This window comes from Streptomyces sp. NPDC001536, from assembly GCF_042894505.1.
In the GTDB taxonomy this organism is placed as follows: domain Bacteria; phylum Actinomycetota; class Actinomycetes; order Streptomycetales; family Streptomycetaceae; genus Streptomyces.
On sequence record NZ_JBIAVQ010000004.1, the window covers coordinates 130,900 to 153,047 of the forward strand.

The 22,148-nt window shown below is 67.3% G+C and carries 20 protein-coding genes and 1 pseudogene; 6 read left to right on the forward strand and 15 right to left on the reverse strand.

Annotated features, from left to right (window positions below):
• Positions 1-46: 46 nt before the first annotated feature.
• Positions 47-169, reverse strand: a pseudogene (locus ACFY0U_RS13450) (EamA family transporter); the annotation flags it as partial.
• A gap of 52 nt (positions 170-221) precedes the next feature.
• Between ACFY0U_RS13450 and ACFY0U_RS13455 the strand changes: the two are divergent.
• Positions 222-1,643: a recombinase family protein gene (locus ACFY0U_RS13455; RefSeq protein WP_388634633.1), complete on the forward strand. Its 1,422-nt coding sequence runs from the start codon at positions 222-224 to the stop codon at positions 1,641-1,643.
• A 91-nt stretch (positions 1,644-1,734) separates the two neighbouring features.
• Here the strand turns inward: ACFY0U_RS13455 and ACFY0U_RS13460 are convergent, their stop codons facing one another.
• Both ACFY0U_RS13460 and ACFY0U_RS13465 read right to left on the reverse strand, forming a co-directional pair.
• Positions 1,735-3,105 (reverse strand): exopolysaccharide biosynthesis polyprenyl glycosylphosphotransferase, encoded by a 1,371-nt coding sequence (locus ACFY0U_RS13460; RefSeq protein ID WP_388634635.1) that lies wholly within the window; start codon positions 3,103-3,105, stop codon positions 1,735-1,737.
• Positions 3,102-3,737 (reverse strand): hypothetical protein, encoded by a 636-nt coding sequence (locus tag ACFY0U_RS13465; protein WP_388634637.1) that lies wholly within the window; start codon positions 3,735-3,737, stop codon positions 3,102-3,104. The genes ACFY0U_RS13460 and ACFY0U_RS13465 overlap by 4 nt, the downstream gene beginning before the upstream one ends.
• Before the next feature lie 170 nt (positions 3,738-3,907).
• On the opposite strand from ACFY0U_RS13465, the gene ACFY0U_RS13470 reads away from it, so the two are divergent.
• A complete protein-coding gene (locus tag ACFY0U_RS13470) occupies positions 3,908-4,594 on the forward strand; it encodes a maleylpyruvate isomerase family mycothiol-dependent enzyme (RefSeq protein ID WP_388634639.1) in 687 nt (228 codons plus the stop codon).
• A 130-nt stretch (positions 4,595-4,724) separates the two neighbouring features.
• Here ACFY0U_RS13470 and ACFY0U_RS13475 read toward each other — a convergent pair whose 3' ends face one another.
• The 7 genes from ACFY0U_RS13475 to ACFY0U_RS13505 form a co-directional block, all read right to left on the reverse strand.
• Positions 4,725-5,525 (reverse strand): glycosyltransferase, encoded by an 801-nt coding sequence (locus ACFY0U_RS13475; protein ID WP_388634641.1) that lies wholly within the window; start codon positions 5,523-5,525, stop codon positions 4,725-4,727.
• A gap of 2 nt (positions 5,526-5,527) precedes the next feature.
• On the reverse strand, positions 5,528-6,019 hold the full coding sequence (locus ACFY0U_RS13480) for a hypothetical protein (RefSeq protein ID WP_388634643.1): 492 nt from the start codon (positions 6,017-6,019) through the stop codon (positions 5,528-5,530).
• Between the two features lie 330 nt (positions 6,020-6,349).
• On the reverse strand, positions 6,350-7,126 hold the full coding sequence (locus ACFY0U_RS13485; protein WP_388634645.1) for an EamA family transporter: 777 nt from the start codon (positions 7,124-7,126) through the stop codon (positions 6,350-6,352).
• Positions 7,123-7,662, reverse strand: a complete 540-nt coding sequence (locus tag ACFY0U_RS13490) for a YbaK/EbsC family protein (RefSeq protein WP_388634647.1) — start codon at positions 7,660-7,662, stop codon at positions 7,123-7,125. Before ACFY0U_RS13490 ends, ACFY0U_RS13485 begins: the two co-directional genes overlap by 4 nt.
• Positions 7,663-7,690: 28 nt before the next feature.
• A complete protein-coding gene (locus ACFY0U_RS13495) occupies positions 7,691-8,266 on the reverse strand; it encodes a cysteine hydrolase family protein (RefSeq protein WP_388634649.1) in 576 nt (191 codons plus the stop codon).
• A gap of 121 nt (positions 8,267-8,387) precedes the next feature.
• Positions 8,388-10,598: an MMPL family transporter gene (locus tag ACFY0U_RS13500; protein ID WP_388634651.1), complete on the reverse strand. Its 2,211-nt coding sequence runs from the start codon at positions 10,596-10,598 to the stop codon at positions 8,388-8,390.
• 124 nt (positions 10,599-10,722) lie between these two features.
• A complete protein-coding gene (locus tag ACFY0U_RS13505) occupies positions 10,723-11,325 on the reverse strand; it encodes a TetR/AcrR family transcriptional regulator (RefSeq protein WP_388634653.1) in 603 nt (200 codons plus the stop codon).
• A 164-nt stretch (positions 11,326-11,489) separates the two neighbouring features.
• On the opposite strand from ACFY0U_RS13505, the gene ACFY0U_RS13510 reads away from it, so the two are divergent.
• Positions 11,490-14,729: a S41 family peptidase gene (locus ACFY0U_RS13510; RefSeq protein ID WP_388634655.1), complete on the forward strand. Its 3,240-nt coding sequence runs from the start codon at positions 11,490-11,492 to the stop codon at positions 14,727-14,729.
• A 170-nt stretch (positions 14,730-14,899) separates the two neighbouring features.
• Here ACFY0U_RS13510 and ACFY0U_RS13515 read toward each other — a convergent pair whose 3' ends face one another.
• The 4 genes from ACFY0U_RS13515 to ACFY0U_RS13530 form a co-directional block, all read right to left on the reverse strand.
• Complete coding sequence (locus ACFY0U_RS13515) at positions 14,900-15,091, reverse strand: hypothetical protein (RefSeq protein ID WP_388634657.1); 192 nt, start codon at positions 15,089-15,091, stop codon at positions 14,900-14,902.
• 89 nt (positions 15,092-15,180) lie between these two features.
• Positions 15,181-16,065, reverse strand: a complete 885-nt coding sequence (locus tag ACFY0U_RS13520) for an SDR family oxidoreductase (protein ID WP_388634659.1) — start codon at positions 16,063-16,065, stop codon at positions 15,181-15,183.
• The gene (locus ACFY0U_RS13525) at positions 16,062-16,979 is read right to left on the reverse strand and encodes an alpha/beta fold hydrolase (RefSeq protein WP_388634661.1); all 918 of its coding nucleotides are present in this window, start codon (positions 16,977-16,979) and stop codon (positions 16,062-16,064) included. Before ACFY0U_RS13525 ends, ACFY0U_RS13520 begins: the two co-directional genes overlap by 4 nt.
• On the reverse strand, positions 16,976-18,490 hold the full coding sequence (locus tag ACFY0U_RS13530; RefSeq protein ID WP_388634663.1) for a flavin-containing monooxygenase: 1,515 nt from the start codon (positions 18,488-18,490) through the stop codon (positions 16,976-16,978). The genes ACFY0U_RS13525 and ACFY0U_RS13530 overlap by 4 nt, the downstream gene beginning before the upstream one ends.
• A 159-nt stretch (positions 18,491-18,649) precedes the next feature.
• Here ACFY0U_RS13530 and ACFY0U_RS13535 point away from each other — a divergent pair, with 159 nt between their 5' ends.
• Positions 18,650-19,270: a MerR family transcriptional regulator gene (locus tag ACFY0U_RS13535; protein WP_388635348.1), complete on the forward strand. Its 621-nt coding sequence runs from the start codon at positions 18,650-18,652 to the stop codon at positions 19,268-19,270.
• 246 nt (positions 19,271-19,516) lie between these two features.
• A complete protein-coding gene (locus tag ACFY0U_RS13540) occupies positions 19,517-20,737 on the forward strand; it encodes a recombinase family protein (protein WP_388634665.1) in 1,221 nt (406 codons plus the stop codon).
• Positions 20,738-20,795: 58 nt separating this feature from the next.
• Here ACFY0U_RS13540 and ACFY0U_RS13545 read toward each other — a convergent pair whose 3' ends face one another.
• Positions 20,796-21,599, reverse strand: a complete 804-nt coding sequence (locus ACFY0U_RS13545; RefSeq protein WP_388634667.1) for an exodeoxyribonuclease III — start codon at positions 21,597-21,599, stop codon at positions 20,796-20,798.
• A 66-nt stretch (positions 21,600-21,665) separates the two neighbouring features.
• On the opposite strand from ACFY0U_RS13545, the gene ACFY0U_RS13550 reads away from it, so the two are divergent.
• Positions 21,666-22,142, forward strand: coding sequence for a GNAT family N-acetyltransferase (locus ACFY0U_RS13550; protein ID WP_388634669.1), 477 nt, complete (start codon positions 21,666-21,668; stop codon positions 22,140-22,142).
• Positions 22,143-22,148: the final 6 nt, after the last annotated feature.

The window sequence follows — 22,148 nt, forward strand, 5'->3', positions numbered from 1 at the left end:
TACCAGAGAAACGGCCGCGTCCGTGCGCGCTTCACCCGTACGGGCCCTATCCGGCGTGCAGCATCAGCCCGATCCCCACCACCAGCAGCCCCGCCGCCGCGATCCGCGGCATCCCGAACCGCTCCTTGAAGAACACCGCCCCGATGGCCGCGCCCACGATGATGGATGTCAGACCCTGCTCATACGGTGTTTGTATGAGTCGATCGAAGTTAGATAGGCCCGTGATCACACCGGGCGAGCCCGCAGCGATCTACTGCCGGATCTCCCACACCAGGGACGAGGATCAGACCGGAGTCGATCGTCAGGAACGCATCTGCCGGGAGATAGCTCAGCGCCTTCAGCTCCGCGTCGAACCGGCTCACGTCTACGTGGACAACAACCGTTCAGCGTGGCAGCGCAACCGCAAGCGGCCGGGGTGGGAAGAGATGCTGCGGGCGATGGGGGACGGAGAGATCCGGCACGTCATCGTCTACCACCCCGATCGACTCATGCGGCAGCCCAAGGATCTCGAAGAACTTCTGTCGATCGCCGACGACAAGCGTGTACTCCTGCACGGCGAGGCGAACCGACGCGACCTTTCGGACCCCGACGACCGGTTCATCCTCCGTATCGAAGTGGCCCACGCGTGCCGCTCTTCTGACGACACGTCACGACGTCTCAAGGACGCGCTCAAGGAGAAGGCGCACGAGGGCAAGCCGCATGTGGGCAACCGTCCCTACGGCTACACCAGCAACGGTCAGGCGATCATTGAAGAGGAGGCGGAGATCGTCCGCGAAGTCTTCCGGCGGTATCTGGACGGTGAGTCGCCCCAGGGCATAGCGCAGAACCTGACCGCGCGGGGAGTGCCGACGTCCAAGGGCAAGACGTGGCAGCCGGAGAACGTGCGGCACCTACTGTCGTCCAACTTCGTGGCAGGTGTCCGCATCCACCAAGGTGAAGAGGTGGGTACCGGGGCGTGGCCCGCCATCATCGACCGGGGGCAGTGGGACGAAGTCCAACGGCTCAGGCGGTACAGGGCCGCCCAGTCCAGGGACAAGCAGAAGCGACCGACCCGGTTCTACGTGCTGCGTGGAGTGGTGACGTGCGCGTGCGGGGCCCGCATGGCTGGCACGAACAGCGTCCGATACGCCTACTACCGCTGCACCCGATCCGACGACGTAGACCAGCAGAAGTGCGGACGATCCGTCTCCGCTGTTCCCTTGGAAGCCTTCGCACGAGACGTTGCAATCCGGGTCCTGACCAAATTGGGAACTTCCGGCTACGAGCCCACCGCGACTACGCGCCCTGAGGCCGACGTTCTTGCCGACGAAAAGGACCGGGCGAAGCTGGACGAGCTCAAGCAACTGTGGCTCACTGAAGACGACTTCACCACCGCCGAGTTCCACGCCATGCGCGCCGTCGTCCTCAAGCGGATGAAGGAGCGCCAGCGGAAGACCGTGAAGCGGCCGATCATCGTCCTGGAGGGAATCGCCGGACCGGACGCGGAAGCGAACTGGGAACGGCTGGAGAGGGCCGAGGACTACGCACGCCTGAACGCGATCTATCGGTTTCTTTTTGCTGCTGTAGTCGTGCGCCCACCAACGAGGAGGGGCAGGGGTTTCGACACCGAGCGGGTGAATATCAAGCCGAACTCACTGGACTAGATGCCCATGGTTAATACATCAACGATAAGAGCCGCGCCAGTCACATCAAATACCAGAAACGCAACTGGAAATTTCCGAAGCGGCTCCGCTTTCAGTATGCTCCGGTGCCGCGCACGACAGCCGAGGCGGTGCGCATCAGAATCCTCAGATTTAGACCGAAAGACCAATTGTCAATGTACGAGAGATCCAAGCGCACCGACTCCTCCCAACTGAGGTCGGAGCGGCCACTGATTTGCCATAGGCCGGTGAGTCCGGGCTTTACGAGAAGGCGCCGACGCACCTCGGGTGGGTATTCCTCAACCTCCTCCAGAAGAGGCGGTCGCGGCCCAACCAGAGACATGTCCCCCTTGAGCACATTGATCAGTTGAGGGAGTTCATCCAGGGAAGTGCGCCGCAGAAATCTCCCCACCGAAGTAATGCGCGGGTCACGACGCACCTTGAACAGAAGTCCATCGCCGCTGTAATTCAGCTGAGTCATTTCGGCTTCAAGGGTCGCCGAATCGGCAAACATGGTACGGAACTTGTACATAGTGAACTGCTCCCCGTAACGGCCTACCCTGCGTTGACGAAAAAGCGCAGGCCCAGTACTTGTTAGCCGGACGAGCAGCACAATTAGAAGCAAAGGCCACAACAGGAGGATAATCAAGGTTGCGGCCAATGTGCGGTCAACAACTGCCTGAAGGCGGGCCTGTAGCCCATCACGCTTATGTCGGTTCACCTTGATCAATGACAATCCAGCCACCGACGCTGTTGATTGCCGGGAAGTACCCAGATCCAAAATGCTTTGCGAAAGAAACAGCTCAGTGTCAACGTCATCCAGCGTCCAGACCAGCCGACGAAGATCAGACACGGACAGCCCGCTGTGAGGGATAACGATCACCGTATCGGCTCCGCTCGCTGTGACGACCTCACGAACGTTAGCGAGAGTCCCCATCACGCCGATCCTGAGCTTCCTCCAGGGGTCAGCTTCGGCGCCTGCGTCAGACGGCACGCATACACCAATCACCGAGATCTTCGCCCATGACGGCTCCCAGATTCCCATGAATTCCGCAGCGCGCTCGCCTGATCCAACCAGGACGACACGACGCCCACGATCCGCCCTCGACGAGGATTTCGGCCAGGACCGCGTGCGGACTAGTTCGTTGAGACACAGCACGCCGAAGCTGGCACCGATCCAGGCCCAGGATTCGATTCTCCCCTCAGGCCGCACCATGATGGCCAGGATGACCGAAACCAGCAGCCCTCTAAAAACTGCGGAAGCAATGCGCTTGACTACGCGTCGACGCCGTCGCCTCCGGTAGGTCACCGTCGACTGCGATGGAGTGGGTAGTTGACTGTATTCGCCAAATCGGGAACGCAGCAGGGCAGAGTCCGAGGACGCGCCGATCAGGCCCAGACGCCGGGCCATTTCCTGCTCTACGCGACCCGCGTAGTCCTCTTGGTCCGCCGCCGTGTCTTTCACGACGCCTCCGTAATTCGCGCCACCTCGGGAAAGGAAAATCCTGTCAGAGCCAACTGGTCGCGGATAGGGGTTACCACGCGCTGCTCCAAGATGGCGCGGATTCCAGGCCGCCGCAGATCAGAAGTCGCCGGCGGCCGACGGTCTTCGAGTACGAGCACTGCGCGCACTGCACCGACAGCATCGATGAGCGGGAAAGCGGTCGCGGTCATGGACTTTCCTGCGATCGCGCGACGCTGATCGTCAGTAAGTTGCCACAATGCTGGATCCCCGAGGAGATCGGTTGGTAGCCCCATCTCCTCTGGCGCCGACACTACGGTCTTCTTCTCCCATGCCTTCCCGGCCAGTCCTTGACCCTCATGCCAGCGCAGCTCTTGTTCCAAACGCGAGTAGGCGCCGAATGCGTAGGCGATTCGCAGCGCTCCATCATCCGCAAAGGTCAGCACGCAAGCGCGCAGATTACTAGTGACCGGGACTTCCTCCTCAAAATTCTCGATTACTGGAAAAACTGTTTGCAGCACGCTGATAACGCTCAGCTCAGCCTGGGCAGCTTGCAGGCGCAGCGCGTCTTCTCGTGACAAGCGTGTCGCACTGAAAGATGCGGCACCAGCAACCAGGAATCCGGATATCAGCATCGGTGCCGCGACAGACGACGGGAGAATCGTGAGCGAGCCAACCGCTGTGAGGCCAGGCGCAGCCCAGTGACGCCAGATCAGTCCCAGTAATTCTCTACTCCATGGGCCGCACGACCGTAATCTATCTGCGGAGGTACGGTTTCCCATCCAGACCGGGTAGCTTGACCGGCATGGATCAGGGGCGGGTAGTCGAAGCGTTTCGTGCGGAGGCGGGGCAACTCGGGCGGACGATGGCTGAGGTATCGGCGGCTGAGTGGCGTCTGCCGACGCGGTGCGCGCCATGGACGGTGAGCGCGTTGCTGGCGCATGTCCGAGTGGTAATTGCCTGGTTGCCTGGCATGCTTGCCGCGCCGGCGCCAACCCGAGCCGGGGTCTCGGCGGTTGAGTACTACCGGCCCGACGATCGTTTCGCTCCGGACACCAACGCGGTGCGGATCACTCTGGCCCAGGATCATGCGGCCGAGCAACTCAGCGGTGCTGCGCTTGCCGAGGACTTCAACGCCACTTGGCAGCAGGTGGACCGATTGTGCCAGGCCGAGCCTGAGGGGCGTGTCGTTCGTACCCGACACGGCGATTCGATGCTTCTGTCGGAGTTCTTGCTGACGCGAGTGGTCGAGGTCGCCGTGCACGGCCTAGACCTAGCCGACGCCTTGGGGCGCGAACCGTGGCTGACTTCCGAGGCCGCAGATGTGGTGCAGGATCTTCTGCTAGGTGGCCCGGAGGGGGCGGCGTCGCTGGAGAAACTGGGCTGGGGACAGCTTCGTTTCCTACGTAAGGCGACGGGGCGCGAGGCGATCACCAAGGCGGAATCGCTGGACGTCAGCCACCTGGGCATCCGATGGCTCACGCTGGCTTAAGCACATCGCAAGTTCCGTGCTCATCGTCGGTTCAATGGCTGCGCGTACGGTTTAGCGGTGACAGCAAAGATCAGGCTGTCGACAGATCAAGCGTTTCCTAATATCCGGTTCACTGAGACGAAAAGGCGTATCAGACCGCTGGCAGATCGAGAGTTTTTCCGGTATTCCGAGTCCGCCAAAGCCTAAAGCGCATTCGAGCCACATCCCACAGCATGAGCACCAATACTCGGCAGACCCGCAAATGTGACACATGAGACCTCAGGTCGAACCAGAGGACTGGAATTTCCGAGCATTTCACCCCTAGCCTTCTGGCAATTAGAATGATCTCTACGTCGAAGGCGTAAGAGTCGAGAGTTAGCCAAGGGAGGATTCTTTCTAATGAACTAGCAGTGAATCCTTTGAGGCAGCATTGCGTGTCCGTACATCCGGGAACCGCCATTACGCGAGCTCCAACGTTAAATATTCTACTGACAACCCTCCTGCACACAAAAGACTCACCCAGCGTACGAGATCCGCGCAGCCGACGATTACCCATCACAAATTCAGTTCCACCTTTGAGAAGCTGATTAACACAGTTATCGAACGAACTTAGATCGACAGGCATATCGATATCCGTAAAGAAGACGAGATCTTTCTGCGACAGCTGCAGGCCTGCCCGAACTGCGGCCCCCTTCCCTCGATTTGAAGGAAGTCGCAGGTATATCGCATTATGCCTTTTGGAGTATTCACTCCAGGGCAACAAATGAGTCCCATCCGTGCTTCCGTCATCTACGACAATTATCTCGTAATCCATCCTCCTGGTCTGAAAGTGGAGGGCTAAGCGCTCTAGTGCTGTCTCGACTGCCGCAACCTCATTAAAGGTCGGAAGCACTATGGACGCAGACGCGAAGCCTCTTCCGAACTCCAATTTGCTCCGATTCACGCTACTCATGACTAGAAAGGCACATTCTGATTGAAGGATTCCAGTCCTATATCTTCCCTGACCAAGGAACGCAAATTATGCAACGCTTCAGCATAACGTGCGGAGTTCTGCCTGTAGAGTTCACTGTTCGGATTGTTACCATTGGCCACTATGTATCTGTGATCGCGCAAGATCAGAAAAAGCGAGTTAGCCGCATGCACGACCCCTTCTGGGGCCAGAAGAATCAAGCGTTCCAGCGTTTCGTATACGCCACTACCGCGAAAGGCCTGCCTGGCTTTCGCCCCTCGCTCACTTTCATCGATGCGTTCGATTTCCAGTGCTACCGTGCGTATATTCCCTTTCGCGTGGTGCATGGCTGTGATGAACGCGACGTATGCATCCATTACGACTATCGCACGCTCACGCTTAACGACATCTCGCGCCCTTATCCGCTCGGTAAATAACGTGCTGGTGATGCCGAGTGCTGTACCGAGCAGGGTTGAAATCATGGTGAACCAACTCATGGGCACCCCCGGTCCCATGCGGCTCTCAACCGCTGGCGTCCCCTCATACCGGACTTGCATGCCATTGCTTCCCCGGGCGGGCGATCGATAGTCACGTGGCTCAGTCGCCCACGGGCCTTGTCGAACGAGCTCGAGCCAGGGCCGCATGCGGCGTTCTCCGGACTCGCCAGCCGCCAGTCTCACGCGCCCGCACTCTCCTGAGCGTTCTGCATTGCACTGGGCGGGCCACCCGGGACTCTGCCGACACGGTTCAGCTACGCAGTGATCTCGGCAAAGGGCTGGTCTGACGTGCTGATGAACGTGCGCTCGGGACCTGCGGCTTGGGACGGCTCAGCACGCCTGAGCAGCGAACTTATTACCGTATGAGCAGAGCTTGACTGACGACTCGCGCAGGGCCGCGATGGGTGCCAGTTCCGCCTTGGTCTGGGCCCACAGGACCAGCCCGTACGCGGCGACGGAGAGCGCGGCGCCCACGAGCCCCAGGACCGCGAACGGCCGCAGCGTGGGCACCAGTTGACCGCGCCAGCGGTGGGCCGCGTATGCCGGGAGCACCACGCCCTGCACCGCCATCAGCCAGGCGATGTACCCGAGGGAGGACCCGGAGGCGCGCACGCCGAGCCCGTCGACGACGGTGTACGCCGCTATGGTCAGCCCGGTCGCCAGCGCCGCCCCGATCGCCGCCCAGTCGGGCCGGTGCCCGCGAAGTCCCCACAGCGCCACGCCCGTCAGCCCGGCACAGGACACCGCGATACCGGCCGCCGCCCAGCCGTCCGGCACCTCGTGGGCGAACAGCGCGGCGAGCACGGTGACCACGAGCGGCGCGGTGCCGCGCGCGATCGGGTACGCCTGGCCGAAGTCGCCCAGCCGGAAGGACTTCATCAGCAGCGCGTAGTACGCGATGTGGATGCACGCCGAGGAGAGCAGATACGGCCACGCCCCGGCCGCCGGGAACGCCACGAACGGCGCCATCGCCAGCCCGATCAGCATTCCGCCGCCCGCGATGAGCGTGAACCCGACCAGCTTGTCGGTGATCTTGTGCGCGATGGCGTTCCAGCTGGCGTGGGTGACCGCGGCGAACAGGACGGCCGTGGTGACCAGCGGGGTCACGCGGTCTGCTCGCGGACGTCCACCAGCGTGGCGCCCGCGTGCGCGATCAGCGTCTCGGGCTCCATGGGGAAGACGGTGTACGGCGTGCCGGCCGCCGCCCACACGACCGCGTGGTCGAGCAGCGAACGGTCCGCGAGGACGCGTGTCCTGGTCCGGTGCCCGAAGGGCGGTACGCCGCCGATGGCGTACCCCGTGGTCTCCCGTACGACGTCCGCCTTGGCCCGCGTCACCTTCCCGGCGCCGAGTTCCTGCCGCACCCGCTCCACGTCCACCCGGGACGCCCCGTCCATGAGCACCAGGACCGGCACCCCGTCCGCCGCGAAGATCAGGGACTTGCAGATCTGGCTGAGCTCGCAGCCGATCGCCGCGGCGGCCTCGGCCGCGGTCCGTGTGGCGTCCGGGAAGCGGCGGATCTCGGTGTGCAGCTCACCGAGGCCGAGGGTGTCGAGGGCCGCGGCGAACAGGGGGTGGGCTCCGGAGTCCGGGGCGTCGGTGGTCGTCATGCACGGCACGCTAGCGGTCGGTGTAGAGGGCATGCGACCGAGTTCCCGGCACGGATGCGGCTCAGGCCTTGTCCGCCGGTGCGGGCCCCTCGAACGTCACCGCCTTCGTCTCCACCACTCCGGCCGTGCGCCCCGGTGCCGCCTGCCAGCGCCAGTAGAGGTTCGTGTGGGCGATGACCTGCTCCGGCGGCGGGGCGCCCCACGCGCTCTTGTCGCCGGCGGTGTGGGCATCGGCGACCAGCGTCACGTCGTAGCCGCGGACGAACGCCCCGTGGATCGTGGAGCGGATGCAGGCGTCGCTCTCCGCCCCGCTGACGACGAGGCGTCCGACGCCGGCGCCGGCGAGGACCTCCTCCAGGTCGGTGCCCTCGAAGGAGTCGCCGTAGCTCTTGTGGACCAGCGGCTCGGAGTCACGGCGGGGCAGCTCCGCGGCGTACTTCCAGTCCTCGCTGCCCTTCGGCAGGTCCTCGTCGGAGTGCTGCACCCACACGACCGGTATCTCCTCGGCGCGGGCCCGGTCGACGAGGGCCGCGATGTTGGCGACGACCTCGTCGCGCCGGTGGGCCTCGGCCACGACGCCGTTCTGGACGTCGATGACGAGCAGTGCCGTACGGGAGCGATCAGGCAGTGTGGTCATGGCCGCAAGGCTAGACCCGGGCACTGACAACGGCCCATGGGAGTGAACTGCCGAAGCCGTGGTGCGGCGGACCGCACCACGGCTTCGGGTCAGAGGATCAGGACAGATCAGGACCTGTACGTCAGACCCGTACGAGCTCCCGGTCCTCGTCCTTCTTGTCGTCGTCGTCCAGGGTGCGCAGCCCCTCGCCCTCGACGTCCACGTTGGGCAGGGCGCGGTCCAGCCACTTCGGCAGCCACCAGGCCTTCTTGCCGAGCAGCGCGAGCACCGCCGGGACGATCGCCATGCGGACCACGAACGCGTCGAAGAAGACGGCGATCGCGAGGCCGAAGCCGATCATCTTGATCATCGACTCGCTGGAGCTGATGAAGCCGCCGAAGACGGCCATCATGATGATCGCGGCGGCCACCACGACCCGGGAGCTGTGCCGGAAGCCGGTCACGATGGCCTGGCTCGGGCTCTCGCCGTGGACGTAGGCCTCCCGCATCCGGGTCACGAGGAACACCTCGTAGTCCATCGCGAGACCGAAGACCACGCCGACCATGAAGATCGGCATCATCGACATGATCGGCCCGGTCTCCTCGACACCGATCAGGCCGCTCAGCCAGCCCCACTGGAAGACCGCGACGACGGCGCCGAGCGCGGCGAGCACGCTGAGCAGGAAGCCGAGGGCCGCCTTCAGCGGGACCAGGATCGAGCGGAAGACCACGATCAGGAGGAGGAAGGCGAGGCCGACCACCAGGGCCAGATACGGGACCAGGGCGTCGTTGAGCTTCTGCGAGAAGTCGATGTTCATCGCGGTGGTGCCGGTGACCAGGACGTTCGCGTCCGTGTCGGCCTTGATGTCGGCGCCCTGGTCACGGATGGCGTGGACCAGGTCCTCGGTCTGGGTCGAGGACGGCTTGGAGTCCGGGATCACGGTGATCATCGCGGTGTCGCCGGCCTTGTTGAACGTCGCCGGGGTCACCGTCACGACGTCCTTGAGGCCCTTGATCCCGTCGGCCACCGCGGTGGCCGCGGCCTTCGGGTCGTCGCTGCTCTTGGCGTCGACCACGATCATCAGGGGGCCGTTGAAGCCGGGGCCGAAGCCGTCCGACAGCAGGTCGTAGGCGCGGCGCTGGGTCGTGGACGTCGGCTGGGAGCCGTCGTCGGGCAGGCCCAGTTCCAGCTGGGTGGCCGGGACGGCGATCGCGCCGAGACCGAGCACACCGAGCAGCAGCACGGCGGCGGGGCGGCGGATGACGAAGCTCGCCCAGCGGACACCGAGGCCGGGCTTGGCGTCCCGCCCCTGAGAGGCCTTCTTCGGCTTGCGCTTCTCCCCCGCGGGGCGGACCTTCCGGCCCGCGTACCCGAGCAGCGCCGGAACCATCGTCAGCGCGATGAGGACGGCGACCACGACCGTGCCGGCCGCCGCGAGGCCCATCTTGGTGAGCATCGGGACGTTGACGACCGCGAGGCCGGCCAGGGCGATCACGACGGTGAGTCCCGCGAAGACCACGGCCGAACCGGCGGTGCCGGTGGCCCGGCCCGCCGCTTCCTCGCGGTCGCGGCCCTCGGCGAGTTCGCCGCGGTAGCGGGAGACGATGAACAGCGCGTAGTCGATGCCGACCGCGAGGCCGATCATCAGCGCGAGCGTGGAGGTGGTGTCGCCGAGGTCGAGCGCGTTGGCGAGGGCGGTGATGGTGGAGACGCCGATGCCGACGCCGATGATCGCGGTGAGCAGCGGCAGTCCGGCCGCGACCAGCGAGCCCAGCGTGATGACGAGGACGACCGCGGCGATGGCGATGCCGACGATCTCGCCGGCCGCTCCCGGCTCGGCCGCGGCCTGGAGCGCGTCACCGCCGATGTCGACGGTCAGTCCGGTGGCACGGGCCTCGTCCCCGGCCTTCTCCAGGGCCTCCCGGGTCGAGTCCGCCAGCTCCATGCCGGGGGCGTCGTACTTCACCGACGTGTAGGCGACCGTGCCGTCCTTGCTCACGGCGTTCGTCGTGAACGGGTCGGAGACCGAGACGACCTCGGAGCCGTCGCCCAGTTCCTCGACGGTCTTGGCGACGGTCGCCTTGTTGGCGGCGTCCGTCATCTTCTCGCCCTCGGGCGCCTTGAAGACGATGCGTCCGGTCGCGCCGTCGGCGCTGGCACCGGGGAAGCGCTGTTCCAGCAGGTCGAAGGCCTTCTGCGCCTCGGTCCCCGGGATGGAGAAGGAGGTGGATCCGGCACTGGGGGCGCTGGCCGCGCCGACGCCCGCGAGCGTCAGCAGGGCGACCCATATCAGGGCGACGAAATGCCGTCGCCGGAAGGCGAGCCGGCCGAGTTTGTAGAGGAACGTGGCCACGTGGGCGTACTCCCGGTCAGGTCGTTGAGGCGTGCAGGGAAGGGGTGATCGACCCGGTGGGGACATGGGTGATCGTCCCGACGACTTGAGCGGTGACGTCAGGTGCTACGGGGGAGAGGGGAACTCAGGTGGTGGACGCGCCGAGGGCAGGGAGGACCACGGCGTCGATGTACGAAGTGAGGAACGCCTGCGTCGGAGGCAGCTGGTCGATCATCGTGCGGGTCGCGAACGCCCCGACCATCATGTGCATGATGTAGTCCAGCGCCGGGCAGTCGGCCCGGACCTCGCCGCGGTCGACCGCGCGCTGCATGACCTTCTTGAACTCGTCCATCTCGGGTTCGACGAGGAGTTCCCGGAAGGCCTTCATCAGCTCCGGATTCCCGTGCACGGCCATGGCCATGGCCCGCATCAGGTCGGAGTTCCGCTCCATGGTGCAGTCGTTCTCGCGGGTGACGAGGGTATGGAGGTCACCCCGCAGGGTTCCGGTGTCGACGTCGGAGATGCTGCCGCCCGGCTTCTGGCTCTTCATCGCCCTGACCACCAGCTCGGGCTTGCCGCCCCACTGACGGTAGAGCGTCGCCTTGCTGGACTTGGTGCGGGCCGCCACGGCGTCCATGGTGAGAGCGTCATAGCCGACCTCGCGGAGCAGTTCGAGCACGGCGCCGTACAGCTCGGCCTCGCGCTCGGGCGTGATCCGACTGCGACGCGCCGTTGCGACCTCGGTCATGATGTCCGCCTCCCACTCCGAACGACACGGTTTCGTACATGACGAATGTAGCGCATCCCCATACGAAACGAAACCGTTTCGTACGTGTCGTGGCTCACGCTGGATCGTGACTCGACCATTTGTCATAAGTTGCTCCGGCCCATCCCCCGGAAAAGCATGGGGAGGTGAGCTATCTGCGCCTTCCGCATCTGAGCGGCGACCTGCTGTGCTTCGTGGCCGAGGACGACCTGTGGCTGGCCCCCCTCGACGGGAAGGGACGCGCCTGGCGTCTGACCGTCGACCGCACCAAGGTGGGCCACCCCCGCTTCTCCCCCGACGGCCGCCACCTCGCCTACACGAGCTGGCGGAGCCTGGTCCCGGAGATCCATCTGGTGGACGTGGAGGGCGGCCCGGGCAGACGGCTCACCTACTGGGGCTCGCAGGACACCCAGGTGTGCGGCTGGACCCCGGAGGGCCAGATCCTCGCGGTCGCCTCCCACGGCGAACCCTTCTCCTACTTCACCTGGGCCTACAAGGTCCCCACCGACGGCGACCCCGGCCGCAAGCTCCCCTGGGGCCCGGCCTCCGACATCCAGGTCGCCGACCTCGACGGCGACCGCAGAACCCTCCTGCTCACCGGCACCCCGCCGCACGAACCGGCCGCCTGGAAACGCTACCGGGGCGGGGCCACCGGCAGACTGTGGCTGCACGGCCACCGCCTCCTCGAAGGCCTGGACGGCCACCTCCACTCCCCCATGTTCGTCGGCGGCCGGATCGCCTTCCTCTCCGACCACGAAGGCGTCGGCAACCTCTACTCCTGCGCCCACGACGGCTCCGACCTGCGCCGCCACACCGACCACGACGCCTTCTACGCCCGGCACGCGGCGAGCGACGGCACCCGGGTGGTGTACCAGTGCGCGGGCGACCTGTGGATCGTCGACGACCTCGCCGGCGAACCGCGGAAACTCGACGTACGGCTGAGCGGGCCGCGCACGGGACGGCGTACGTACCAGGTGCCGGCCGCCCAGCACGTGGACGGCGTCTCGGTCGACGAGACGGGCCGCGCGAGCGCCGTCGTCGTCCGCGGCAGCCTGTACTGGCTGACCCACCGCGACGGCCCCGCCCGCACCATCACCGACACCCCGGGCGTACGGGTCCGGCTCCCGGAGATGCTCGGCTCGGTCGGCCAGGTCGCCTACGTGACGGACGCGGAGGGCGAGGACGCGGTGGAGATCGCCTACCTCCCCCGGGCCTCGGGCGACCGCGCCCTCCGGCGGCTGGCCTCGGGCGAGCTGGGCCGGGTCCTGGAGATGGTCGCCGACCCGCAGGGCGAGCGCCTGGCCATCGCCTCCCACGACGGCCGCCTCCTCCTCATCGACGCGACGGAGGACTCCAACGGCGAGGTCACGGAACTGATCCACTCGATCAACGGCCCGGTCCGCGACCTCGCCTTCTCCCCGGACGGGGCATGGCTGACGTGGTCGCACCCGGGCATCGGCAGATCGCTGCGCCAGATCAAGATGGCCCGTATCGCCCCGAAGGCCGGCGGCGACCGGCTGATCGTCGACGTCACCAACGGCCGCTTCGAGGACGAGAACCCGGTGTTCACGAGGAACGGCCGCTATCTGGCCTTCCTCTCCTGGCGAGGCTTCGACCCGGTCTACGACGTCCACACCGGGGACCTGTCCTTCCCGCTCGGCTGCCGCCCGTACCTGGTCCCCCTCTCCTCGGCGACCCCCTCCCCCTTCGCGCTGACCCCCGAGGGCCGCCCGGCGGCGGGCGGCCTGGACCCGGCGGAGGACGACGAACCGGACGACGGCAGCACGGTCACAGTCGAGGTGGAGGGCCTGGAGAGCCGCGTGACCCCCTTCCCGGTCACCGCCTCCAAGTACTCGGCGCTGTACCCGGTGGCGGGCGGCGGACTGGTCTGGCTGCGCTGGCCGATCTCGGGGGCGCTCGGCGAGACGTTCGCGAACCCCGACGACACGACCGGCCGTCCCACCCTCGAATACTTCAACATCACCAAGGCGAAGAAGTCCGAACTGATCGAGCACCTCGACTGGTTCGCGGTGAGCGGCGACGGCTCCCGCCTGGTCGTCGTCGACGAGGGCGAACTGCGCGCGGTCCCCGCCACCGAGTCCGGCGACAGCGACTCCACCGTCTGGATCGACGCCCGCCGCATCCTGCACGAGGTCGACCCGGGCGCGGAGTGGCGGCAGTCGTACGAGGAGGCGGGCCGGCTGATCCGCGCCTACTTCTGGGAGCCGCAGATGTGCGGCATCGACTGGGACGAGGTGCTGGCGCAGTACCGCCCGCTGGTCGAACGAGTCGCGACCCCCGACGAGTTCGCCGACCTGCTCCGCGAGGTCCTGGGCGAACTGGGCACGTCCCACGCCTACGTCACCGCCGCCCGCCGCAACGAGGGCCCGCCCCACTACCAGCGCCGGCAAGGCCTCCTCGGCGCCAACTTCGTACGCCGGGAAGCCGGCTGGACGGTGAAGCGCATCCTCCCCGGCGACTCCTCCGACTCCAAGGCCCGCTCCCCGCTGGCCGGCACAGGCATCCGCGAGGGCGCGGTCCTGACCCACGTGGACGGCCGCCCGGTGGACGAGGTGACGGGCCCGTATCCGCTGCTGGCCGGGGCGGGCGGTACGACGGTGGAGCTGACGTTCACCCCGGCGGAGGGCGAGGGCCGGGCGCGACGGGTCGCGGTGGTCCCCCTCACCGACGAACGCCCCCTGCGCTACCAGGACTGGGTGGCCAAACGCCGAGAAGTCGTACGGGAGTTGAGCGGCGGCCGCTGCGGCTACCTCCACATCCCCGACATGGGCGGCTCGGGATGGGCCCAGTTCAACCGCGACCTGCGCCTGGAGGTGTCGAGGCCCGCGCTGATCGTCGACGTCCGGGGCAACGCGGGCGGCCACATCAGCGAGTTGGTGGTGGAGAAACTCACCCGCACGATCCTCGGCTGGGACCTCACGAGAAACGCCCAGCCGGTGTCGTACGCCTCGAACGCCCCCCGGGGCCCGGTGGTCGCCCTCGCCGACGAGGCGACCTCCTCGGACGGCGACATGATCACAGCCGCCTTCAAACTCCTGAAGCTCGGCCCCGTCGTGGGCCAGCGCACCTGGGGCGGAGTCGTCGGCATGACCGGCCGCCACTCCCTCGGCGACGGCACGGTGATCACGGTCCCGATGAACGCGGCCTGGTTCGACGCGTACGGCTGGACGGTGGAGAACCGGGGCGTGACCCCGGACTTGGAGGTGCTACGGACTCCCCTGGACTGGGCGGAGGGCAGACACGCGCAGCTCGACGACGCCGTAAAACTGGCGGTGGACCTACTGACGACAACGCCCCCGGCAACACCTCCGGACTACGCGAACGTACCGGACAGGTCGAGGCCGAAGTTGCCGCCCAGATCTTGAGAAGCGCCGGGTGAACCCACCCAGGGGCGCGGGGCTGTATCAATGTGCGGCTCCGCCGCGTGGGCGCGACAAGCCCCCACCGACCCGCACCCGACAACGCACCCAAAGAACGTGGGGTGCCCGAAAATTCAGGGCACCCCACGCTCAATGACTGAAGCCCGACGCAGCAGCTACGCGTCGTAGTCCATGTCGATACGGTCCTGCTCCTCGCGCTGGAGCCGCTCCGTCTCCTCGTCCCGCGGCTTGCCGCGCTCGCCGCGCTGCTGGCCGCGCTGACCCTGCTCCCTGGCCTGCTGGGCCTTCTGCTTGGCCTGCTCCTGCCACTGCTCCGACTTGTCCTGGAACTGGTCCTTCATACCCATGTGGGTTCACTCCCGAAGTGGGTGAGGGGATGAGCCCCGTACCGGGGCCTCGACCAGATTCACACGCCAGGACACAGTGCGCATTTCGATCAGTTACGGCGCGTAGCGCGCGCCTCCTCATCAGCCGCCCCACCTGCACCGACGAGCCCCGAACGGACCCCCGCCAACCGGTCCCCGAACCGCCGCATCTCCCGCTGCCCGACCGTCCCGATCAGCCCCGGCAGATACCCGCGCACCCCCTGCATCCCGCGCAGCCACCCCTGCCCGTACACATGGCTCGACCGCCGCTCGATACCGGCCACGATCCGGTCGACCGCGGGCCCCAGCGGATACGTCTTGTTGGCCGGCCACGGCAGCCGCTGCCGCAACTCCCGCATGACGTCCTCCTGATCGGCCCCGCGCACCATGTCGGTGTCGGTCCACGACAGGTAACCGACCCCGACCCGCACGCCCTTGTACCCGACCTCGGCCCGCAGACTGTGCGCGAACGCCTCCACGCCGGACTTGGACGCGCAGTACGCGGTCATCATCGGCGCCGGGGTGATGGCGGCCAGCGAGGCGATCTGCAGCAGGTACCCCCGGCTCTCCATCAGCACGGGCAGGAAGGCGCGGGCGGTCACCGCGGACCCGATCAGGTTCACCTCGATCACCCGCCGCCACGCCTCCGGATCGGAGCCGACGAAGGGACCGCCGCTGGCCACACCGGCGTTGGCCACCACGATGTCGACCTTCCCGAACCGCTCCTTGACCTCCGCGGCGACCCGGGCCATCGCCTCGTGATCCGTCACATCGGCGAACCAGTGGCCGCTGTCGGTGTGCAGCCGCTCGCAGACCTGCTTGAGGGCGTCCGGCTCCAGGCCGACCAGCGCCACCTTCGCCCCGCGCGCGGACAGCTTGCGGGCGAGCAGCTCACCGACTCCGCGCGCCGCTCCGGTGACGACGGCGACCTGCCCTTCGAGGCTGACCCTGCTCATGCACCCTCCTTGATCGTTGCGTACGTCGTCACGAGGTCCCGGATCTTCCCGGTGACCAGCTCGGGCGCCTCCACCGGCGTCATGTGCCCGACTCCGGGCAGCTCGGTGAGCCCTACGCACCGGGGCAGCGCCGCCACCAGCGAACGCGCGTGCACGGGCGGCGTCAACCGGTCGGCCGTGCCGACGACGACAGCCGTGGGAACGTCCAGGGAGCGCACCCCGTGGTCGAGGTCGAGCAGATCCAGGACGTGCGACCAGGCGTACCGCACCTGGCGCGGACACGCGTGCACGATCCGCGCGCACGCCTCGACCATGTGCGGGGCCGAACCGGGGCCCATCGTCCCGTACTTGAGGATCCGCCGGGCGACCGGCGTGACCGGCCCGAGCGGTGCCCGCGAGCCGAGGATGTGCTTGGTCAGCCAGGTCCGCAGCCGTCCGGGCCGCATCGGTACGACGGTCGACTGGGCGACCAGCCGCGAGGAACCGGTGCTGCACAGCAGGACCGCGGCGGCGTGTTCCTGGAACTTCGCGCGTGCGGCTGCCGCCATCACCGTCATCCCGCCCATGGAGTGACCGGCGATCACGGCCCTCTCGCCGGGTGCGAGCGTCGCCTTCAGTACGGCTTCGAAGTCGTCGGCGAGCGCGTCGGTGCTGCATGCCGGGCTCGCGGGGCTGCGTCCGTGGCCGCGCTGGTCGTAGGCGATGACCCGGTGGTCGACGGCGAGGTCGCGGATCTGCGCCGCCCAGAAGGCGGTCGAGCAGGTCCAGCCGTGCGCGAGGACGACGGGGGGCGCGTTCTCGGGCCCGTGCACCTCTACGTGCAGACGTGCGCCGTCGGCGGAGACGGCCGTCAGCTCGCGCGCGGGGACGGGTGGGGCGTACGGCCCGGAGGAGACGTGCAGGAGCCGGCTCACGCGTTCACCTCTTGCCCGGTCGCCTCGCTCGCTGTGAGCGCCCCGCTGCGGAGCACCTCGTACTCGGCGAGGTCCACGCGCCGGGTCGCGCGCCGGAACTCGGTCGTGGTCCCCGGCCAGATGGTGGTGTTGCGGCCGTTGGCGTCGAGGTACCAGCTGGTGCAGCCGCCGGTGTTCCACACCGTGCGCTTCATGCGCTCCTGCACGCGCCGGTTCCAGGCGTGCACGGCGCTCGGCCGGGCGTCGAGGGCGGCGCGGCCGCCGAGGACGTCGAGCTGGCGTACGAAGTCGGCCATGTAGTTCAGCTGGGACTCGATCATCAGGATCATCGAGGAGTTCCCGAGCCCGGTGTTGGGCCCGATGATCGTCATCCAGTTGGGGAACCCGGCCGCGGAGGCGCCGCGCAGGGCTTCCATCCCGCCCTTCCAGGCCTCGGCGAGGGTGCGCCCGTCGGCCCCCACGACCCGGTCGGCGATCGGCATGTCGGTGACATGGAAGCCGGTCCCGAAGACGATCGCGTCGACCTCGGCCTCACTGCCGTCGGCGGCGACGAGGGTGGAGCCGCGGACCTCGCTGAGCCCGCTCGCCACCAGGTCCACATTGGGCTTGGCGAGTGCCGGGTAGTACTCGCTGCTCAGCAGGATCCGCTTGCAGCCGATGCGGTAGTCGGGGGTCAGCTTGGCCCGCAGGGCGGGGTCCTTGATGGCCCGCGCCATGTTGCCCTTGGCCAGCTTCTCGACCAGACCGAGTTCGTTGGGCCGCTTAGTGAAGGCCTGGACCTGCAACTCCCGGATGCCCCACAGGAGTCCGCGCCGGGCGTGGGCGGTGAAGGGCAGCTGCTGGTGCAGCCGGCGCTCGAAACCGGTGATGGCCCGGTCGACGCGCGGCATGACCCAGGGCGGGGTGCGCTGGAAGAGGGTGAGTTTCTCGGTGAGGGGCTGGATGGCGGGCACGATCTGGATCGCGGAGGCGCCCGTCCCGACCATCGCGACCCGCTTGCCGCGCAGGTCGTAGTCGTGGTCCCAGCGGGCGGAGTGGAAGACCTTGCCGGGGAAGGAGTCGAGCCCCGGGATGTCGGGGATCTTCGGGTCGGAGAGCGGCCCGGTGGCGGAGACGACGACGTCGGCGGAGAGCCGCCCGCTGCTGGTCTCGATGTCCCAGCGCAGCCGGTCCGCGTCCCAGGTCATCATCTTGACCTCGGAGTCGAAGCGCAGGTGGGGGCGCAGCCGGAAGACGTCGGCGACGTGCTCCAGATAGGCCCGGATGTGCTCCTGCCCGGAGAAGGTGCGCGGCCAGTCGGGATTGGGGGCGAAGGAGAAGGAGTAGAGATGGGACGGCACGTCACAGGCGCACCCCGGGTAACTGTTGTCCCGCCAGGTGCCCCCGACGCTGCCGGCCCGTTCCAGGACGACGAAGTCGGTGACACCTTCGCGCCGCAGCCGCACGGCGGCCCCGAGCCCGCCGAACCCGGACCCGATCACCGCCACCCGCACATGCTCGTGCTCGGTCATCCCGAAGCCTCCACGCATCGCTTTTTCGGACTCTGCCAGTGAACACTGGCGCAATGGGAGGGTAGGACAGCTCCTTACCGATGGGTAGGGGGCGGGGCCAGGAAAGTTACCGGAGGTACAACATAGGCTGCGGGCGTGACCGAGAAGCGCGAGTACCGCATGGAGGAATTGGCCCGCCTGGCCGGCATCACACCGCGCACCCTGCGCTTCTACCGCGAACGCAAACTCATCCCTCCGCCCCGCCGCGAGGGCCGTATCGCCTGGTACGACGACCACCACCTGGCCCGCCTCCGCACGATCGCGGCCCTCCTGGAACGCGGCCACACCCTCACCGGCATCGCGGAACTGGCCGAAGCCCTCGACCACGGCCGCGACGTCGCCGACCTCCTGGGCGTGACCACCCCCACCGAGGAGGAACCGGTCCGCCTCACCCCCGAGGAACTCGCCGCCCGCTTCGAGGGCCAGGTCACCACCGAGAACCTCGCCGCGGCCCTGGACCTCGGCTACCTCGGCACCGACGGCGACGAGATCGTCCACATCAGCCGCCGCCTCCTCGACGTCTCCTCCGCCCTCGTCGCCGAAGGCATCCCGCTGGCCGAGGTCCTCGCGGCGGGCAAACGCGTCCGCGAACACGTCGACGACCTCGCCGAGATGTTCGCCGAACTCGTCCTCCGCCACGCGACCGAGGACGACATACAACGCCTGCGGCCGCTCGCGAGGAGCGTGGTGGAGGCGGAGCTCTCGCTGGCGCTGGACCGGCGGCTGCGGAAGCGGGACTAGAGCCTCAGGGCTCCCGTCTCCCCAAGTGCCCGGTTTTTCATGAGCATTCACTCCATCGAGGCACTTTCCCGGCAGTAACGGACGAAGTCACGTTCGTACCCCGAGAGTGAGATCGAAAAGGCCCCGGCGACTGTGCGACCAGTCCCGGGGTGTGGCCGACACTTCACGGAGCGCCGACATGCCCAAGCCTAGCCCCACCGAACACCGCGAGCTCTTGGAGCCGTGCGTCTCAGCAACCTGACTGGAGTGACCACCTCGCCAGACAGACAGCGCGCCTGCATCCGAATGCGCGCCGAGCAGCTGGGCTTCACCTTGCTCGCCGAAGCCGCAGACCTTGGGGTCTCCGCACGCAAGATGTCTCCGTTCGAGAGGCCGTCACTGTCGCCTTGGCTGCAACGCCCGGACGACTACGACGCCATCGTGTGGTCACACGTGGACCGTGCCGTGCGCTCCGTCGCCCACATGTCCGAGCTGATCGAGTGGGGCCAACAGCGTGCGACGACGCTGGTCTTCGGAATGCCTGAAGAGCGTCAGCCAATCGTTGTGACGCCACAGGCAGGCGGCGACGCCATTCGCCGCTGCATGAACCTGGCCTACGTCGCCGAGCAGGAGGCTCGAGCCCTTTCCGCCCGACTCACCGGCGCCCACGAAGCGCTACGCGCGAAGGGCCGATACGGCGGCGGCCTTGTGCCGTTCGGGTACCGGAAGGCGCCCCATCCCTCCGGCGTCGGCTGGTGTCTCGCCCCCGACCCGGAGACCGTCCCCGTTGTGCGGGCGATCGTGGACGACGTTCACTCTGGGCTGTCCCTGGTCGCCATCGCCCACAAACTGGAAACCGCTGGCGTTCTGGTGCCACGCGACCGCCACGCCCAACTTCAGGGGCGCCCCACGGGTGGGCGACGGCACGGACGCGACTTCGACCGGTTCCGCTGGACAGTCGGCAGTCTGTGCAAAATCCTGCGCACCCCGGCACTGATGGGCCACCGGGTGCACAAGGGCCAGACGGTCCGTGACACCACGGGCGCACCCGTGCTGATCGGCCCTCCGGTGCTCACCGAAGAGGAGTTCCAGACTCTTCAGGACGTTCTCAACGCCCGCTCGAACGGCACCCACTTCAAACGCCGGGAGACGTCGCTGCTCATCGGAGTCGCACACTGCGCCGGGTGCGGTGGCCGCATGTACTTCGCCACACGGAAGACCTATGCGTACGGCGACTACGTCTGCCGCGCCTCTGCTCGTGGCGCGACCTGCCCCGCACCCGCAGCCATGCGCGCCAGCTGGCTCGACGAATACACCGTCAGCCGCTACCGCGAGGCGTTCGCCGTGGACGGCGAAGTGACCCGGGAGCAACTCCTCAGGGACAGAGTTCACGTCACAGTCGCCAAGGGGCGATCAGGCGGCGGACCCGAGCGGCTGGCCGGACCCGACACCGCCCGCTTGACGTTCACAGTCCGGTCGCATTCCTGATCCGCCCTGCAACACGTGTGGGGGTGAGAAAGATGTCGGCACACCCCCACACCCCATGTCACTTGTCGAAGACGACCGTCACAGGAGCATGATCTGACCACCGCTCGTCATGGCTCGCGGCCCGCTCCACGAATGCCTTGACCGCCTTGTCGGCAAGCCCCGGGGTCGCGACGGCGAGATCGATCCGCCAACCCGTATCCCGCTCGAAGGCCCGCCCCCGATACGACCACCACGAGTACGGCCCCTCGACATCGGGATGCAGCGCCCGCACGACATCGACGTACCCCCCGTCGGCCGCGTCAAAGACCCGCGTCAGCCACTCCCGCTCCTCCGGCAGGAACCCGGAGTTCTTCTGGTTGGCGCGCCAGTTCTTCAGGTCGGCCGGCTGGTGGGCGATGTTCCAGTCGCCGCAGACGACGACCTCGCGGCCGTCGGCGGCGGCGCGCTCGCGCAGGTCCTTGAGGTAGGCCAGGAACTCGTCCATGAAGCGGACCTTCTCGTCCTGGCGCTCGGTGCCGACCTCGCCGGAGGGGAGGTAGAGGGAGGCGACCGTCACACCGGGGAGGTCGGCCTCGACGTAGCGGCCGCTGGTGTCGAACTCGGACGAGCCGAAGCCGATCCGGACGCGGTCGGGCTCGCGGCGGGTGTAGAGGGAGACGCCGGCGCGGCCCTTGGCGGCGGCGGGCGCGTGCACCACGTGCCAGCCGTCGGGGGTGCGGACCTCCTCGGGCAGCTGCTGCGGCTCGGCGCGCACCTCCTGGAGGCAGAGCACATCGGCGGAGGTGTCCGCGAGCCACTCCACGAAGCCCTTCTTCGCGGCGGCGCGCAGTCCGTTCACATTCACAGAGGTCACAGTGAGCACTCCGGCACGATACCGGCAGACTGGACTGGATCCCGTTCTGGAATGTATTGATATACGGTAGGAAGCATGGATATCCGTCGCGTCTCCTTCGACCACCCCGACGCCGTGAAGCTCAACGACCAGGTCCAGGCCGAGTACGCCGTCCGCTACGGCGACGACGGCGACGCCACGCACATGGACCCGGCGCATTTCGAGCCTCCGAACGGCGCGTACCTCATCGCCTACGACGAGAGCGACGCCCCCGTCGCCACCGGCGGCTGGCGGGTCCAGGACGCCAACGAGGAGGGCAACCGCGACGGAGACGCCGAGGTCAAGCGGATGTACGTCATAGAGCAGGCGCGCGGCAGAGGGCTCGCCCGGCGCATCTTGGCGGCGCTGGAGGAGGACGCGCGGGCGGCGGGCCGGGTCCGCATGGTCCTGGAGACCGGCGACAAGCAGCCGGAGGCCATCGCGCTGTACACCTCCAGCGGCTACGAGCCGTGCGAGAAGTTCGGCTACTACCGGCACCACGAGTCGAGCCGCTGCTTCGCGAAGGCCCTCTGAGAAGCC

Excerpts from the sequence above, each read along its gene's own strand:
- ACFY0U_RS13465 (WP_388634637.1), bottom strand. The coding sequence starts at position 3,737 with ATGCTGATATCCGGATTCCTGGTTGCTGGTGCCGCATCTTTCAGTGCG.
- ACFY0U_RS13470 (WP_388634639.1), top strand. The coding sequence starts at position 3,908 with ATGGATCAGGGGCGGGTAGTCGAAGCGTTTCGTGCGGAGGCGGGGCAA.
- ACFY0U_RS13475 (WP_388634641.1), bottom strand. The coding sequence starts at position 5,525 with ATGAGTAGCGTGAATCGGAGCAAATTGGAGTTCGGAAGAGGCTTCGCG.
- ACFY0U_RS13480 (WP_388634643.1), bottom strand. The coding sequence starts at position 6,019 with ATGAGTTGGTTCACCATGATTTCAACCCTGCTCGGTACAGCACTCGGC.
- ACFY0U_RS13490 (WP_388634647.1), bottom strand. The coding sequence starts at position 7,662 with ATGCCCTCTACACCGACCGCTAGCGTGCCGTGCATGACGACCACCGAC.
- ACFY0U_RS13495 (WP_388634649.1), bottom strand. The coding sequence starts at position 8,266 with ATGACCACACTGCCTGATCGCTCCCGTACGGCACTGCTCGTCATCGAC.
- ACFY0U_RS13505 (WP_388634653.1), bottom strand. The coding sequence starts at position 11,325 with ATGACCGAGGTCGCAACGGCGCGTCGCAGTCGGATCACGCCCGAGCGC.
- ACFY0U_RS13515 (WP_388634657.1), bottom strand. The coding sequence starts at position 15,091 with ATGGGTATGAAGGACCAGTTCCAGGACAAGTCGGAGCAGTGGCAGGAG.
- ACFY0U_RS13520 (WP_388634659.1), bottom strand. The coding sequence starts at position 16,065 with ATGAGCAGGGTCAGCCTCGAAGGGCAGGTCGCCGTCGTCACCGGAGCG.
- ACFY0U_RS13530 (WP_388634663.1), bottom strand. The coding sequence starts at position 18,490 with ATGACCGAGCACGAGCATGTGCGGGTGGCGGTGATCGGGTCCGGGTTC.
- ACFY0U_RS13535 (WP_388635348.1), top strand. The coding sequence starts at position 18,650 with ATGGAGGAATTGGCCCGCCTGGCCGGCATCACACCGCGCACCCTGCGC.
- ACFY0U_RS13550 (WP_388634669.1), top strand. The coding sequence starts at position 21,666 with ATGGATATCCGTCGCGTCTCCTTCGACCACCCCGACGCCGTGAAGCTC.